The following is a 16130-nucleotide window of genomic DNA, read 5'->3' as shown; positions in this document are numbered from 1 at the left end:
TTTTCGGCGAAAGACCATTTTGCAATGGTCTTATATGACTAGTGCTAAGACCTGCGGGCTACTCCGCAGATCATATTGCAGGTGTTACAGATCGTCGTTAGCTCAGTCCCAGGGATAGTCGCAGCTTACGTCGGTGATTGCCCCAGATTTTCTGCAGGGTGGTGGGCTCGAGGTGCTCATCGTGATCATTGACTAAGAGCGACACAAGGTGAGAGAGCTCGGAGACGACGATCTCCATGCGCACGTAGCTGTCCGGGTGGTCATTCCAATTCCACTGGATATACTCCCCCTTCTTCAGGTCAGTCACGGTGGCGGTGCGGTCATCGCCCGTCTCGTCCCAGAAGACGTGGATGTTCCTTAGGGAGACGTCTACTCGGGGTGCCATCCACTCCGAGAGCCCTCTGGAGGTGGAGATCTGGTTCCATACACTCTGAGGAGAGGCGTTGTCCAGGTCTATCTCAATCTTGTAGCCCTCTCCATGCGTGGTCCTTGCCATAGCGTTGTATTCTTAGTCCTACTTACTTGTGCAATATAGTCATTTCTTCTTACCCGTGGGGTACCTTTTCCGACTTCCATCTCCTCGAGGGTAGTTTTTTGAAAGCAAATTGTCGCTCCGGAGCCACGTAGATTGTAAAGTATTAAGTAAATTTGCTTCGTTACTGTAAGCACAATAATACGAGAACTATGATAAGGAGTAAGGAAGCCAATCAGCCCGTATGGAGAGATATCACAGCACTCTCCGATCTACCCCAATCCCTGCAGCAACTGGAGGAGCTCGCCAACAATCTCTGGTGGGTCTGGAATGCCCCTGCCCGTCATCTATTCCGGGAGCTGGACCCCTTGGTGTGGTACCACTCTAAGGGAAACCCGGTTCACGTGCTCCACACCCTCTCTCAGAGCCGCATCGAGGAGCTGACTAAGGATAAGGACTTCCTCGGGAGGCTGGCTAAGGTATACGACAGCTTCAGAGCCTATATGGATCAGCCGATGCGGGACGATCTCCCGTCTGTCGCCTACTTCTGCATGGAATATGGGATCACCAATATCCTCAAGATCTACTCCGGTGGTCTCGGGATCCTCGCCGGCGACTACATCAAGGAGGCGAGTGACTTTGGCGCCAATATGGTGGGTGTCGGCTTCCTCTATCGCTACGGCTACTTTGACCAAAAGATCACCGCTGACGGACAGCAGGTGGCTGAGTATAAGGCACAGGACTTTGAGGACCTGCCCCTCACGCTGGTGCGTGACGACAATGGTGCTCCGCTGATGCTTCGTGTGCCCTTCAATGGCTACGAGGTGTCTGCTCAGATCTGGCGCGTGGACGTGGGTCGGGTGAAGCTCTACCTTATGGATACCGATATTGCCGAAAACTCTGAGTGGGATCGTCAGATCACCCATCAGCTCTATGGTGGCGACTGGGAAAATCGCATGAAGCAGGAGTATATGCTCGGCATCGGTGGTGTCCAGATGCTTCGTCTCCTCGGTATCGAGACCGATGTCTACCATGCCAATGAGGGCCACGCTGCCTTTATGGGACTGGAGCGTATGGCTCATCTGGTGGAGGGCGGTCTTGACTTTGACCAGGCGCTGGAGCTGGTCCGCTCCTCAAGTCTCTACACCTGCCACACACCGGTACCTGCCGGCCATGACTACTTCGAAGAGGCGCTCTTCACGAAGTATATGGGTCACTATGCCGATAAGCTCCACATTTCGCATCAGGAGCTGGTCGACCTCGGAAGAGAGACCCCCGGGTCGCATGAGAAATTCTCCATGAGCGTCCTCGCTCTCAATACCTGCCAGGAGGCTAATGGCGTCAGCAAGTTGCACGGCCAGGTCTCCCGGGAGATGTTTGCTCCTGTCTGGAAGGGCTACCTCCCCGAGGAGCTCCACGTAGGCTACGTGACCAATGGCGTCCACCTGCCTACCTGGATGGCATCCCCGTGGGCCGACCTTATGGAGGAGAGTGTCGGCGAGGGCATCCTGAGGGATCAGGATAGTCTCGGGCTGTGGGACAAGGTCTGGCAGACTCCCGACAAGGACGTATGGCAGAGGAGGCTGGAGCTTAAGAGTCGCCTCATTGACTACCTCCGTCGTCGCTACGAGGCACATATGGGCGACTTCAATCAGGACCCCACGATGCTGATGAGCTTCCTCGAGACACTTACCCCGAAGACACTTCTCATCGGCTTTGGTCGCCGCTTTGCCACCTACAAGAGAGCGCACCTCCTCTTCACAGACCTCGAGCGCCTCTCCAAGATCGTCAACGACCCCGAGCACCCGGTGATCTTTATCTTCACCGGTAAGGCGCACCCGGCTGACGGAGGCGGGCAGGGACTGATCCGGCATATCTTCCAGATCTCTAAGCGTCCCGAGTTCCTCGGCAAGATCCTCTTTGTCGACAATTACGACATCAGAGTGTCGCAATTCCTCATCCCCGGTGTAGACATCTGGCTCAATACCCCCACGCGCCCGCTTGAGGCATCGGGTACATCGGGTATGAAGGCACTGATGAATGGTGTACTCAACTTCTCCGTCCTCGACGGCTGGTGGTACGAGGGGTACGTCAAGGGGGGAGGCTGGTCGCTCACCGAGAAGATCACCTTCTCCGACACCAATCTCCAGGACAAGCTTGACGCTGCTACCATCTATCGTATGCTGGAGGAGGAGATCATCCCGCTCTACTACGACAATGATAAGGAGCAGTCCTACTCAGAGGGCTGGATCCATGCCATCAAGACGGCCACCTCGCAGATACTGCCTCGCTTCACGATGCGTCGGATGATCCGGAATTACTATGACCGCTTCTACAATCAGCTCGGCGAACGAAGCGCCATGCTCCGCGCCAACGACTACCGTCAGCTCGGCCAGCTCCTTGACTGGGAGCGCCATGTGGCGCAGTCGTGGTCTCACCTGGAGGTGGTCGACACCCGGCTGAGCAAGGACGATGGCACGCAGCTAAGCAACTTTACCGTGGGCGGGACCGCTCGCGTGAGTGTCACTGTGGATCAGCACGACCTGCGTAGTGACCTGGCTGTCGAGCTGATCATCGCTCGTGAGGATACCAAGACGAAGAAGCTTCACCTCGCCGGCAAGCAGGCCTTCCACCTCGTCTCCGAGGAGGGATCTCGCCGGCGGTATGAGCTGAAGGTGGATATTGATCTCCCCGGCACCTATAAGGTAGCTACTCGCATCACCCCGACGCATGAGCTGCTGGCACACCCGATGGCTCTGGGGTATATGAAGTGGGTCCCCCTCTTCTGATGCACGTCATTACACTGATAGTGGGATGAAGATCCACCACGAGGGTACGGCTTTCTTAGTCGCAGCGGGATTATTCCTCAGCTTCCTCTGTCTCTACGTCTACTTAGTCGTGGAGCAGCGGTGGCCCTTTTGGCTCGCTGTCGTGGTGAGTGTGGTGCTGCTGGGCATCGCCTTCAATTTTTACCGCTCCCCACGTCGCATCTATGGTAAGCCGACGGACGGGCTGGTGCTCGCCTCGGCGGATGGGCACATCGTGGCGATCGAGGAGGTGGATGAGCCGGAGGTCTTGGGCGGTAAGTGTCTGATGATCTCCACCTTTATGTCCCTCTTCAATGTCCACGCTCAGTGGGTGCCGGTGGCGGGTGAGGTGACCTATGTGCGTCACCATCGGGGCAATGTCTATGCTGCCTATGTCCCCAAGAGTAGTACGGAGAATGAGCGCTCCACCGTCGAGATCGTCACTTCCGAGGGACACCACATCGTGGTTCGCCAGATCGCCGGAGCGATGGCTCGTCGCATAGAGACCTATCTCAAGGAGGGGGAGAGGTGTGAGATCGATGACCAGCTGGGCTTTATCAAGCTCGGCTCCCGCGTCGACATCTTCCTTCCTCTCGGGAGTAAGCCCCTCGTGGACCTTGACGAGCCGGTCACCGGCAACGTCACAGTGCTGGCAGAGCTGCCTCCGCGCAAGTCGTGTAAGTAAATAGAATCTATGGCAAAGCCGATCTATAAATACCTCCCCAATCTCCTCACGCTCTCCAACGGGCTCTTCGGGGCGCTATCTATCGTGATGTACCTCACGGTCTCGCTTCAGGCGGCGCTCTGCTGTATAGCCGTGAGCCTGATCGCAGACGTACTCGACGGGATGACTGCGCGGCTGCTCCACGCCACATCGGACATAGGGGGCGACCTCGACTCCCTCTCTGATGTCATCTCCTTTGGTGCCGCACCGGCGATCTTGCTGACGCTGGTGCTCCGGGGGCTGGGCTGGGGTGTCGCCTGCTGGGCACCACTGCTGGTCGTGCCCGCCTCGATCTACCGTCTGGCGAAGTTCAATAATGACCCTCGTCAGACCACCTCCTTCATCGGCCTTGCCACCACCGGCAACGCAGTGATGCTGGCTCCGCTTGCGCTCTTCTTTGAGGGGCATGGCATCGCCCCCACACCGCTCTCCCAGACCCTCTTCGTCCTCTTTATGCTCGTGGACGCCTGGCTGCTGGTGTGCGAGGTGCCGTTCTTTGGTCTCAAGCAGCTCTCTAAGGGCTGGCGAGCCAATATCGGGCTGATCATCGTCGTCATTGCAGCGATTGTGGCGCTGATCCTCTGGGGCATTGAGGGGATCGCTTGGGCGATGATGCTTTACATTTTGCTTAACTTAATCACGTGGCTGACGCATAAGTCAGGCGCAAAATCAACAAACCAATGAAGATAAACGATAAGTCCTACGTCCGCGTACAGTATAAGCTCACTGAGGTCGCTCCTGATGGCTCTGAGACATTTGTTGAGGAGACAACGGAGGATCGCCCTATGGACTACGTCCATGGTCTCGGGATCCTGCTGCCTGACTTTGAGAAGGAGCTAAGCGGCCTCGATGATGGGGATGCCTTTGACTTCACACTCGAGCCTGAGGCTGCCTATGGACCCTTCCAAGAGCAGCTCCTGATGGATCTCGACAAGTCCATCTTCCAAGATCCGGAGGGAAAGTTTGATAGCGGCTTCGTACAGGTGGGGCGCTACGTACCTATGCGCACCGCTGACGGTCAGACGGTCAATGGGCTGGTGCTCGACATCACGGAGGATAAGGTGAGGATGGACTTCAATCACCCGCTCTCCGGCAAGACGCTCCACTTTGTCGGTCACGTACAAGAGGCTCACCCCGCCACCGATCAGGAGCTCAAGCGCTTTGAGCAGCTCCTCCACGGTGGCTGCTGCTGCGGCTCTGACGAGGAGGAGTGCGGTGGGCATCATCACGATGAAACGTGCCACCACGGGCGTGGTAACGACTGCCTCTGCCACAAGTGCCACTAAGCTTTTAGCACAAAACCAAATGCGCTGAGGTCTCTCCGCTCTTGTGGAGGGACCTCAGCGCTTTTGCATTTCTATTTAGAGACCTTTGCATAATACCCCATCTGTGGCGTCACATTCGAGATTCGGGCTTGGTTATGTGCGTAAGCACACTCCCCTCGCCCTCACTCTCAGTTCCTTGCATCTGAGGTATTCTGCAAACTTCCTGCCGAAAAAGCGGTGCTTTTTCGGCGAAAGACCGTTTTGCAAAGGTCTTATTTACTCAAAGGAGAAGACCTCGTGGAAGGCATCCAGCAGAGCCGCTTTTGCCTCCTCCATAGGGACCTCGTGCCCCAGCTCCCGAGCCAGACTGGTGACGCCTCTATCGCTGAAGCCACAGGGGTTGATCCAGTGGTAGGCATCCTCGTGGGTATTGACGTTGAAGGCGATGCCGTGCATCGTGACGAAGCGGCTGGCGCGCACGCCAAGGGCGCAGACCTTGCGGGGATAGCTGTCTGTATGCAGCCAGACGCCGGGGGCGTCGTCCATCAGCTCACCGGTGAGTCCGTACCTACGCAGCACGGTGAGCGCCACCTCCTCGAGGGCAGCGACGTAGCGCCTGACGCCGAGGTGTAGCTGCTCGAGGTCGAGGATCGGGTAGACGGTCCACTGCCCCGGACCGTGATAGGTGGCGTCTCCACCGCGATTGGTCCGGACGAGGTCGATGCCTGCCCGGCGGATCTGCTCCTCGGGGTAGAGGAGGCTCTCCTCCTTAGCATTAAGCCCAAGGGTGATGACCGGCTTGTGCTCGTTGAAGATCAGATACTGTCTCGGCAACTCACCGCCATGCTTTGCCTCGATTGCTTGGTCAAAGAGCTCTCGCTGCTGATGGTAGGAGTCGGCGTAACTGATGCCGGAGGGATTGATGATGACTTGTAGCTCAGTCATGGGTTTACCATTTTTTGGGGACATACTTCTCACACAGCATGGAGGCGGGGCAGTAGTTACAGCCACTCGCATCGCCGGCCTCTACGGCAAAGCTGAAGTCATCGTCGAGGATCAGTCTCACCGCCTCTCGCAGCCACTCCTTTACGCTTGAGTCCACATTTGTCCGGTAGTCGCTGATCACGACCGGGTTCGGGTCTATTTCCTTGGGGACCTTCAGTGTGATGATGCCATCATTAATGTCGGGCGCACCGGGCTTGAGGATCATCGGGCGGATGTTAAGGTTTTTATCTGGCAAGAACCGGTTGAGCTCGCCCGACTTGAGCATAACGTCGCAGTAGTAAAGGAGCTGGATGACTGCGCCATTGATTTCCTTAGTCTGCTTGAGGCAATCGACCAGCTTTTTAGGGTCAGTAGGCCACTTGGAGAGGTCACACTCGGTCTTGTCCCGCCCGGTCTTGTAGTCGATGATATTGACGGTGTCGCCCTGTACATCTATGCGGTCGATGATGAGCTTGAAGTTTGCTCCCACATAAGTGGTCTCTATCTCTATCTCCCCGCCGACGTAGGTGATGTCCTTGCCTGGCTCGACCCGCTTGAGGTCCGCCTCCACCATCCGCCGGACAAGTTTCCTCGTCATCTTGAGCTGGTTGTCGTTGTAGTCACTCTCCTTCGTCTTGAGGTGAAGCAGCTTGGCACTATCGTCTACCGCCTTGTTTATTATCTCATCGCCACATAGGATATCAGAGAGACTTTCACGCGAGAGACCATCTTTTTCCCCCTCCTTATCCTTATAGAGCAATTGCATCGCAGTGTGGAAGAGGGTACCGCTGTCTCTCTTGTCGAGGACACCGGATAGGTTTTCATCGTCCCTTATCCCCTCGATGGCGCTGTAGTAGAAGCGTCTCGGGCAGGTGTGGAAGTCCTTCATCCGTGAGGCGGAGAGACGCTTTGCCTTCTCTGTAGGCGTTTTGGCGCTTACGTCAGCCCTATACTGACTGACCAGTGTCTTGTCCTCGATGAAGTAGCCGCCATCCTCTGCTCTGGTGAGGGGGAAAGAGGCCTCCGCCTCGTACATGGGCACCTTGTAGACGTCCCTGAGGAGCTGCACGTAGCGTGACGGCTCTCCCTCGGAGGAGTCACCGGCGCGTGAGTCGTAGAGGAAGACGACGCGCTTGGCACGCGACATAAGGCGGAAGAAGTTGTAGGCTCTTGTCTGCTCCTGCAGATCGGTCGTCGGGAGGCCGTACGCTGTCCGGAGAGAGAATGGGATGGTCGTATCGAGCCGGGTGGCAGTGGGGAGGATGCCCTCTGCCGTATCGGGGATGATGACAGTGTCGAAGTCAAGCCCGCGTGTCTCCAATAGCCCCATCACCTGTATGCCTCCCAGTGGCCTACCGCTGAAGGGGATCCTCGCCTGAGAGATCGTGGTGCTGAGGAGATCCACAACGATGGGGAAGGGGAAGGGGTTCGTGCTGCTCTCGGGGTGGCGCTCAGGGTAGGCTCTCTGAGAGATGAGCTGTGGCCGGATGAGGTATCGATGGATGTACTTGATCATCCCCTGCTCGGGATCCTCTTCCTCCTCTGTGGATGCGCTCTCCTTGATCAGAAGCTCGAGGAGATGGTCCACCTGTTTCGTCAGCGCAACCCCCTCGGGATAGCGGACTATGTCGGTGCTCGACGGACAGAGAGTCTCTGGTTCGCTGAAAATAGTCAGCAGTATCTCCCTTGTGCGGCTTTCACCGGGGAAGTTCTTTTCGATCAGGGTCCGTAGGTCCTTGGTGCCGATGAAGTACCACTTCTCGTCGATCAGCTGATCCATCAGCTGCCGGCGTGCTTCTACTATCTTCTCACCGGAGAAAAACTTAGAGAGGGCGGTCAGCATGAGGATCTCGCACACCTCGGTGAGGCGGTACCGCTGCCCCCGCTTGTAGTAGTTGCTCCAGTACTTCAGCAGCAGGCTCAGCATCGCAGCGACGGGGATGCCCTTGATGGGGTAGCCCATGGTGACGTTGATCTTGTCGATCCCCTTCGGCATATTGCTCAGGAGCGGCAGGAGGAGACTCTCATCGGGAAGGACGATCGCTGTCCGCAGTGGTTCGTGCGGGTCATAGAGTGGGGCGCTCTCGCTCGGTCTGCTCGGTGACTCCACGATCTTTTCCCAGCCGTCCTCTATCAGCTTGCGGATCGCTGCGGTCTGGGCGACTGCAGAGGCGGTAGAGATGAGGGCGGTGTGGAGCTCGTGTGCCTGATCGGGGACTTCAAAGTCGATGTGGTAGGGTTCATCGGTCGGAGCGGGGTAGTTGGTGGTATTGTATCTGACAAAGGAGCCGGCCAGTCCGGGAGAGTCAAGGATAGGGGAAGTGAAGTAGTCCCAGTAGAAGATTGCCTTATCCTTATCCTTATCCTTATCGGAGTCTCTGAAGTGGTCGAGGATCTTGTACATGGCGGGTGTCTGAGCATTGAGCCCCACAAAGACGGTGATCATCCCGTCGTCGGTGAGACTGAGCTTCCCCTCCTTGATCTGCCGGACCGCCTCCCGCAGCATCATCCCCTCGTAGGCGAGCCCCTCCTTCTCCATCAGGCTCTTGGCACGTCTGTAGATGTCGGGAAGCTTGATCCAGAAGTCGAGGAACCTCTTCTTCATCTCCTGCATCTTCTTCGTCGCCTCCTTCTTCTTCTTCTGCTCCTCCTCGGTTTTCGTCTCCGTCTCCTCGGTTGCCATCTCATTCACCCTCGCAAGCACGCTCCAGTCGGGGTCCTTGTCGTGGATCAGCTTGCTGACCGCACTCCACTGCCGCTGGGAGAGGAAGGTGGAGAGATCCTCGGTGAGTTCCTTGTGATTGCGGAGGTTCTCTAAGAAGCTGCTGACCTTGATGAGATGCTTGTCGATGTCGTCAAAGTCTCGGAGCAGAGCCTGCCCCAGGTCGTAAAAGTCCTCAAAGGAGCGCTCCTCCGGTTCGAGTCCCATCACCTCGAGGTAGGCGAGGTAGATCTTGTGGATCACCAGCAGTTCGTTATTAGGGTCCTCCCCTCCGGAGAGGTGCAGCCTACGCCTGATGAGGCTATTCATCGTAGTACACTCCGGCAGCAGCAGAGGCCTCGCATTTGCGCACTGCTCTAAGTAGTGGCAGAGGAAGATCCCCGCTCTCTGATTGTGGAAGATGAAGCGGAACTGATACAGTGGAGTGGCGCCCGGCTGCGATGTCAGGCTGTGGAAGTGCTCAGCAATCTGCTGGAGGAAAGGCTTTGCCATAGTGTGCTGTGTGAGGAGATGAGTGATGCTAAAGGAGCCCTCCTCCTCCATCGACAGATGAAGAGAGGAGGGCTCTCAGATATAAGGTGCAGTAGTGGACTGCTTATCTCTTGCGCTTAGTGATGGCGTTGTAGATAGCGATGAGGATGATGGCACCGATGACAGCTACGACAAGCTGTCCCCAGAAGCCACTCCCCTCAGTGACGCCGATGAGGCTGAAAACCCAGCCTCCGACGACACCTCCGACGAGTCCGAGGATCGTATTCCAGATGATACCCTTGGCACCTCCGGGCATAATCCAGGAAGCGAGCAGACCGGCGATGAGACCGAGGATAAGTGAATAAATGAGTCCCATAATGTTCTTTTCTTATCTTATTGAATGAGTGAAATGTATTAATGATCAGAATTGTCAGAGCGGAAAAAGGAGAAGTGAACTGCTCCATAGTGGCGCATCTCAACAAAGTCAGGATCGTCACTGAAGTCCACCTCCTTGGGATGCTCCTGTACATAGAGTCCTCCCTCGGCGAGGATGTGCGCCTCCCGGATCAGCTGTGGCAGGTCCGGCAGCTGCGTTAAGTCGTAGGGCGGATCCGCCACGATGACCTGATAGCTCGGCACCTCCGACGGCTCCTTGACGGCAAGCCGCCTGAGCCATTTGAGTACGTCGTAGCGTATGACCTTATACCCCGGGTCGCCCAGCGTCTCTGCCGTCTGGCGGATAAAGGCGGCATGTGCCTCATCGCGCTCGATGGCAGTCACGCTACGAGCCCCCCTCGAGAGCATCTCGAAGCCGAGGCTGCCGGTGCCGGCAAAGAGGTCAAGCGCATCGCTCTCCTCCCAGTCGACGTAGTTGGCGAGGATGTTAAATAAATTCTCCTTCGCCATATCGGTGGTGGGGCGTGCCTTGAAGGTGCGAGGTACCTCAAAGCGTCGGCGACCGTATTTCCCGCTTATTATGCGCATATCAGAGCGAGACGGATGATCGGGGAGTGGATGTCTGCCAACTCCTCGATGTGGGCGCAGAGAGAGCCGTAGTCATTGACCCTCACGTTGGCCACCGCATCCCTCAGGAGCTGTGTGGCTGAGTCTATCTCCTCTGACTCCTCCGCAAAGATCAGGAGGTGATCCTGCTCCTTGTCGAGGCGGAAGTGCTCCCATACAGACGTGATGTAGTAGAGCAGATCGACGCGGTCAGCTATGGTGTAGCGATTGGCGAGGCGTAGATGCCCCGACTCGCAGTAGCAAAGGTCCGTATGCCCCTCCGAGACCAGTGCCAGGAGGGTCCGCGGGTAGCGGCGACGGCTGTAGGTCGCTCCGGCAAGTGCAAGAGCAGCGACGGGATGAGCGTAGGAGGGACTCTGCAGAGCGCTCTGGCACTCGTCAAATGTCTCCTCTGTGGTGGTAAAGATCAGGTCAATCCCCAGGTCGCTGATCGTGGTACTCTGTAGGCAGTGTCCCTCAGGGAGATCGGAGAGCCAGTGTCGGGGCGTCACTCCTCCGCTGGTGAAGTCTCTCGGCACCAGCGTGTAGCTCCCTCCCTCATCGATGTAGAGAGTGGTGGAGCCAAAGGGGCGAGCCAGCTCCCTCCGGCGGAGGAAGTCCTCTGCTGCCTCCCTGCCTCGTACGAGGATGTGACTCCGGACCAGAGGGCGATCGCCACTCTCGGCGATCACCCCCTCAAGCCCATTGTCGCTAAGGGTGACGAGGAGTGAGCTCCGCTTGATATCTGACTCAGTGAGGTCACGACCGGTGTGTCGGTCTCTGATCTGATCCATAGGGTGGGATGGTAAGCAAGAGAGCCGATCTCACACGGTCGGTACCGGTACAGATCGGCTCTCAGATTGATTTAGTAAGTAGCTGGGTCTATAGGCACTCCGTCCTCGTGGATTACTCCCAGTTACCGGCGTTATTATTGATCTCTGTCAGTGAGCCGACCTTCATGCCGGGGTACTTCCCCATCTTCGTCTGGCGATCCACTGCGTTATTCAGCTCCGTTGCATCGAGGTCACCGAGGTAAGCGGCAAAGGGTGCGCTCGCCTGGAAGACGTTGATCGCATACTTGTGACCCTCCGGACCGGTAACGATCGAGGCGGTGTCCATCTGGAAGAACTCACCGGTATTGGGGACCCTGCCGAAGGTGCTGAGGTCGATCTGACGATCGCCAAATACGGTAGTCAGCGCCGGAGCGATCACGGTGTCACGGGAGAAGACTACGGTCTCGCCATTGACATTCCGCACCAGTCTCTGCTCCTTAGCCTTCGTCCAGTCACCGGTCTTCTCAGCCTGAGCGACGATGGCAAGTGCATCCTGCTCGGTCATACCATCCTCGAGCTGCTTCTCGCTGAGCTCCAGCTGACGACGCACGGTCTTCACCTGACCATTCTGGAGCCAATTGATCAGCTCGTCAAAGGAGGGGGTGTGATGACCATTGGATGACTTGTAAGCCACCTGAGCCGTGCGGACGTCCTTGAGACGCTCAATGATGCGAAGCTCACGCTGAGTCTTCGTGTTCTTGAAGCGGATCGGTGTCTCTACCCTGGCGTAGCACACGTAGGCAAGAGCCAGCACTGCTGCGACAAGAAGGATCTTGAAGAGATTTTTCATAAGATGAAATATTGTGGTTGTTTTATGTCTAAAAGAAAACGCCCGAGAGGCCAGCACGTGGCACCTCACTGACAAAAGTAGCAAAGTTTATTGATATGACCCACATTGTAGCGCACAAATTTTCACCTGAGTCGCCTGATCTGTCCCCAAGTGGCTACCACTCTACCTATTATACGGCGACCCTTACGGGATGCCGAGCAAGTCTCTCTGATCTATCCGTGACCTGCAAGGGGTGGTGAGTATCTCCACATCTCTACCTATTATTATTGCTGTCCGGCAGAGTGTGTACTCTTGCTTGTGGTACCACAATGGGCTGAATTCGGAAATGAAGTCAGCCCTTTCTTGACCCCTCGCACAGACTCTTATGGGATAGCATCGAATCCTAATACCGATATTAGTGATTTCTTTTACCGATATTAGTGATCTCTAATACCGGTATTAGTCGCGCCTAATATCGGTAAAAGAAAAACCTCCGATGAGATAGACCGACCGGTGCCGCCGGAGCACCCGCTCACGCTGGAGATATACTGCAGCCGCCACTACCTGCCACTCCCTGCAGAGTAGGGTGATGGCTGTGGGAAGACGGTACAAAATAGTACCTTTGTTGTGGCTCGAGCCGGTATGGCTCTTGGACTACGTTTGGTAACAAGAATTATTAGGATAGTAAATAAAGACATGAGTAAGCTCGTTGGTAACCTTATACCTCGCACCTTCTTCATCACCAAGGGGAGTGGGGAGTCTGACCTGGAGATGCATGCGGGGTCTTATCATATGGCTCTGCACGATGCCGGGATCTGTGACTTCAATATCATGACCTACTCCTCCGTCATCCCCGCCACGGCGGTCCTCACCACGATGGATGAGATCGACCTGCCACCCTTTGGATCCGAGATGAAGACGATCATGGCTGTATCTCACGGTACGCAGGACGAGTTTGTCTCCGCAGGCGTCGTCTACTCGTGGATGTACAGCGATGAGAATTTTGACAACAAGGTGGGCGGGCTCGTCTGTGAGGTGAGCGGTCGCTACCTGATCGAGGAGCTGGAGAGCCGTCTCACGCGTGTGATCACCGACCTGCACGACAAGACCTACTCGCAGTACTTCCTCGGTGAGCTCAATTTCGTCACCGAGGGCATCACTATCGAGAAGCGGTATGGCACGGCTCTCGCCGGGCTCTGCTTCATCGACTTTGAGCAGCCTGAGATCAAGGAGTCCAAGTAACTCTCCGCATACTTTCTTTTATCGATCAAGGCTGCCGGAGCTCACGAAGAAGGGGTGTCGGCAGGCTTGATCTTTTTTTACACATACCTGATATGTCGTACTTTAGTCAACTGACACAGCGCCGCCGGAGCATACGTAAGTATCGCGCTGAGGAGATCGATCCTGATCTCCTGACTGATATCGTGGAGTGTGCCCTCCGGGCACCTACGTCGCGGAATAGTCGCAGTGTACGGCTCATCATCGTGGATGACCCCGAGACGATCCGCTCACTGAGTGGCATAAGGGAGCATGGCTCCGCCTTCGTGGCCGGTGCCTCGGTGGTGATCGCTGTCTGTGCGGATACCACCGAGACGCGTCGCCCGCTTGCTGATACGGCGATAGCGGCCTCTTTCCTACAGCTGGCTGCCACCTCCAATGACCTCGGTAGCTGCTGGTGCCACGTGGAGGACGCTCCCGGGGCTGTCGATGAGACGGCTCAGGAGACTGTCCACAGACTGCTGGATCTGCCGGAGTCTTACCTCTGCCACTGTCTCATCGCCCTCGGTGTCCCTGAGGATGCCGATCAGCTGGAGCCGGAGGAGCGCTCCCTGCCGTGGGAGCATGTCTTTGTCGGGCGTTACTCGGCCGAGGCGTCGGAGGAATAATTGCGGTGGTGACCTCTCGAGATAGCCATACCTTTGCGATCATGGGGAGCGGCAATGTCGCCTCTCATCTCGCCCCCTCGCTTACTCGGGCAGGATGGCGCTGCCGAGCGGTATGGAGCCGCTCCCCTGAGCATGCTGCCGTGCTGGCATCACAGGTGGGGGCGGAGAGTACCTCAGACAGGGCTCTCTTTGCTCACCTGCTGCAGGGAGATCCCTCCGTGGAGCTGCTCCTCCTCTGTGTGAGTGATGATGGACTCGCAGAGGTGGCAGAGAGCCTCCCGCCCGATCTCACGGCGACGGTGGTCCACACCTCGGGAAGTACGCCCATGAGTGTGCTCTCCGGGCTGCGCTCGTATGGGGTCCTCTACCCGCTCCAGACGTTCTCCAAGTCGAGGGCGCTGGATATGGCCCGTGTCCCCCTTCTCCTGGAGTGGAGTGATGCTGAGGCTGAGGATCGCCTCATGAACCTTGCAGGTGCTCTCGGGAGCGATGATGTGCGTCACGTGACCTCAGGGGAGCGCGGTAAGCTCCACCTGGCGGCCTGCTTTGGCTGCAACTTTGTCAATCACCTGCTGGTGGTGGCGCAGGATCTCCTCCGGGGGACTCCACTATCGCTTAGCGATATGCGTCCACTCATCGAGGAGACGATCTCCAAGGCGCTGACGGCAGACGATCCGGCGGCACTGCAGACTGGTCCGGCAGTACGGCACGACACGTCCACACTGCAGAGGCATGAGGCGCTCCTGAGGAACGATCCGCACCTGACCACAATCTATCAACTGATGACCCAATCCATCCAAGAGAGAGCAGAGAAATCATGAGCAGATTTTCACAAGACCTATCCGGCTACAAGGCTGTGGTCTTTGATATCGATGGGGTCCTCTCGGGGAGGACCGTGGCGATGAATGATCGGGGTGAGCTGATCCGCACGACCAATGTCCACGACGGCTATGCGATGAGACTGGCCGCTCGGGCCGGTATCGTCCTTGGCATCATCACCGGGGGACATGGCGATGAGATCCGAAACCGCTTTGAGCCCATAGGCGTGAAGTACATCTATGAGCGGTGTCATCGTAAGGCGGAGAAGCTGATGGAGCTCTGCCAGACCGCTCAGATAGAGCCGTCGGAGGTGATCTACTGCGGTGATGACCTGATCGACATACCGGCGATGCGACTGGCAGGCTACAGCGTGGCTCCCGCTGATGCAGCGGAGGATGTGCTGATGGTGGCGGATCACGTCTGTGCCGTCGCCGGTGGTCAGGGCGTGGCGCGTGAGGTGCTGGAGGAGATGCTGCGCGCTCGGGGAGAGTGGGGCATCGTCACGGACTTACCCACCTTTTGACCCCCTCATTCCCTATGAGACACTTGATACTTGGGTCGGCCTCTCCGAGGCGCAGGGAGCTACTGGAGCGCTTGGGCATCAAGGATCCGGAGATCCGCCCCGCCAATATTGACGAGCCTCATCCGGAGGAGGTGGCTCCTCAGGATATGGCCCTCTTCCTTGCCCGACGTAAGTCCAATGCCCTTCGCGCTGGGCTGTCAGCGGGTGACCTCCTCCTTACGGCAGACACTGTCGTGCTGCTGGATGATGAGATACTGGATAAGCCGGTCTCAGAGGAGGAGGCGCGTGACCACCTCCATCGCCTCTCCGGTCGGTCACACCGCGTCATCACCGGTGTCGTGCTTACCGACGGCACTCAGACCATAGAGCGGAGTGTGGAGACGGAAGTCTCCTTTGCCCCGCTGACCGAGGAGATGATCACCTACTACATCAGCCACTTCCAGGTGATGGATAAGGCGGGGGGCTACGGCATCCAAGACTGGATCGGACTCGCTGCTGTCGAGCGGATCAATGGATCGTATACTAATGTGATGGGACTGCCTACAGCTGAGGTCTATAGTGCACTGTCCCACTTCTTGTAACACACGTATGGGAAAAATCTACAATACTCTGACCGCCCTCTTTATGCTCCTCGCAGTGGGAGCTGTCGTCCTCTACTTCGCCATGCCGCAGGATAAGACATGGTTCTTCATCGTCGGTGGTGTCGCTGTCGTCCTTCGTCTCGGGCAGTACGTCTGGAAGCTGACCCATCCCGTGAAGCGCCGTAGGCACACCGACTTCTGAGACCTCTACCTCGGAGGGACCCATAAGCAAAGACCTTTGCAAAATGGTCTTTCGCCGAAAAAGCACCGCT

The 16130-nt window shown here is 56.9% G+C and carries 17 protein-coding genes; 10 read left to right on the top strand and 7 right to left on the bottom strand.

Translation table 11 applies throughout. From position 1 onward, the window contains the following. Window positions 1–97: 97 nt before the first annotated feature. Window positions 98–496, bottom strand: a complete 399-nt coding sequence (locus HMPREF2890_RS08570) for an START-like domain-containing protein (protein ID WP_070467647.1) — start codon at window positions 494–496, stop codon at window positions 98–100. A 188-nt stretch (window positions 497–684) separates the two neighbouring features. Between HMPREF2890_RS08570 and glgP the strand changes: the two genes are divergently transcribed. From glgP to HMPREF2890_RS08550, 4 genes are read left to right on the top strand one after another with little or no spacing between them, the layout of a single operon-like run. Further along, window positions 685–3261, top strand: a complete 2577-nt coding sequence (gene glgP, locus HMPREF2890_RS08565) for an alpha-glucan family phosphorylase (RefSeq protein WP_070467644.1) — start codon at window positions 685–687, stop codon at window positions 3259–3261. Between the two features lie 25 nt (window positions 3262–3286). Then, window positions 3287–3964, top strand: a complete 678-nt coding sequence (locus tag HMPREF2890_RS08560; protein WP_070467642.1) for a phosphatidylserine decarboxylase family protein — start codon at window positions 3287–3289, stop codon at window positions 3962–3964. 9 nt (window positions 3965–3973) lie between these two features. Beyond that, window positions 3974–4687 (top strand): CDP-alcohol phosphatidyltransferase family protein, encoded by a 714-nt coding sequence (locus HMPREF2890_RS08555; RefSeq protein WP_070467639.1) that lies wholly within the window; start codon window positions 3974–3976, stop codon window positions 4685–4687. Then, window positions 4684–5289 (top strand): FKBP-type peptidyl-prolyl cis-trans isomerase, encoded by a 606-nt coding sequence (locus tag HMPREF2890_RS08550; RefSeq protein WP_070467637.1) that lies wholly within the window; start codon window positions 4684–4686, stop codon window positions 5287–5289. Before HMPREF2890_RS08555 ends, HMPREF2890_RS08550 begins: the two co-directional genes overlap by 4 nt. Window positions 5290–5544: 255 nt before the next feature. On the opposite strand, the gene lipB is transcribed toward HMPREF2890_RS08550, so the two are convergent. The 6 genes from lipB to HMPREF2890_RS08520 all read right to left on the bottom strand — a co-directional run bounded on the left by lipB (window position 5545) and on the right by HMPREF2890_RS08520 (window position 12070). Further along, entirely contained in the window at window positions 5545–6213 is a 669-nt protein-coding gene (gene lipB / locus HMPREF2890_RS08545; RefSeq protein ID WP_070467634.1) for a lipoyl(octanoyl) transferase LipB, read from the bottom strand. Between the two features lie 4 nt (window positions 6214–6217). Then, complete coding sequence (locus HMPREF2890_RS08540) at window positions 6218–9466, bottom strand: PD-(D/E)XK nuclease family protein (protein WP_148130740.1); 3249 nt, start codon at window positions 9464–9466, stop codon at window positions 6218–6220. 103 nt (window positions 9467–9569) lie between these two features. Continuing rightward, window positions 9570–9821 (bottom strand): GlsB/YeaQ/YmgE family stress response membrane protein, encoded by a 252-nt coding sequence (locus tag HMPREF2890_RS08535; protein WP_070467630.1) that lies wholly within the window; start codon window positions 9819–9821, stop codon window positions 9570–9572. Window positions 9822–9859: 38 nt separating this feature from the next. Next, the gene (locus HMPREF2890_RS08530; RefSeq protein ID WP_070467628.1) at window positions 9860–10429 is read right to left on the bottom strand and encodes an RsmD family RNA methyltransferase; all 570 of its coding nucleotides are present in this window, start codon (window positions 10427–10429) and stop codon (window positions 9860–9862) included. Further along, complete coding sequence (locus tag HMPREF2890_RS08525; protein ID WP_070467626.1) at window positions 10420–11241, bottom strand: DUF3822 family protein; 822 nt, start codon at window positions 11239–11241, stop codon at window positions 10420–10422. Before HMPREF2890_RS08525 ends, HMPREF2890_RS08530 begins: the two co-directional genes overlap by 10 nt. Before the next feature lie 112 nt (window positions 11242–11353). Then, entirely contained in the window at window positions 11354–12070 is a 717-nt protein-coding gene (locus tag HMPREF2890_RS08520; RefSeq protein WP_070467623.1) for a hypothetical protein, read from the bottom strand. Between the two features lie 675 nt (window positions 12071–12745). Between HMPREF2890_RS08520 and HMPREF2890_RS08515 the strand changes: the two genes are divergently transcribed. From HMPREF2890_RS08515 to HMPREF2890_RS08490, 6 genes are all read left to right on the top strand, one after another. Further along, on the top strand, window positions 12746–13291 hold the full coding sequence (locus HMPREF2890_RS08515; RefSeq protein ID WP_070467621.1) for a pyruvoyl-dependent arginine decarboxylase: 546 nt from the start codon (window positions 12746–12748) through the stop codon (window positions 13289–13291). Window positions 13292–13383: 92 nt separating this feature from the next. Further along, entirely contained in the window at window positions 13384–13935 is a 552-nt protein-coding gene (locus HMPREF2890_RS08510; RefSeq protein ID WP_070467619.1) for a nitroreductase family protein, read from the top strand. An 8-nt stretch (window positions 13936–13943) separates the two neighbouring features. Further along, window positions 13944–14756: a Rossmann-like and DUF2520 domain-containing protein gene (locus HMPREF2890_RS08505; RefSeq protein WP_148130739.1), complete on the top strand. Its 813-nt coding sequence runs from the start codon at window positions 13944–13946 to the stop codon at window positions 14754–14756. Beyond that, window positions 14753–15277 carry a KdsC family phosphatase gene (locus tag HMPREF2890_RS08500; protein ID WP_070467616.1) on the top strand — a complete coding sequence of 175 codons (525 nt, stop codon included), beginning with the start codon at window positions 14753–14755 and terminating at the stop codon, window positions 15275–15277. Before HMPREF2890_RS08505 ends, HMPREF2890_RS08500 begins: the two co-directional genes overlap by 4 nt. A gap of 14 nt (window positions 15278–15291) precedes the next feature. After that, the gene (locus tag HMPREF2890_RS08495) at window positions 15292–15858 is read left to right on the top strand and encodes a Maf family protein (protein ID WP_070467700.1); all 567 of its coding nucleotides are present in this window, start codon (window positions 15292–15294) and stop codon (window positions 15856–15858) included. A 7-nt stretch (window positions 15859–15865) separates the two neighbouring features. Then, window positions 15866–16060 carry a hypothetical protein gene (locus tag HMPREF2890_RS08490; protein WP_070467614.1) on the top strand — a complete coding sequence of 65 codons (195 nt, stop codon included), beginning with the start codon at window positions 15866–15868 and terminating at the stop codon, window positions 16058–16060. Window positions 16061–16130: the final 70 nt, after the last annotated feature.

Origin of the sequence: Porphyromonas sp. HMSC065F10, assembly GCF_001808555.1 — a bacterium.
Classification (GTDB): domain Bacteria; phylum Bacteroidota; class Bacteroidia; order Bacteroidales; family Porphyromonadaceae; genus Porphyromonas_A.
The sequence above is the reverse complement of the archived record's forward strand: the minus strand, read 5'-3'. Positions and strand labels throughout refer to the sequence as shown.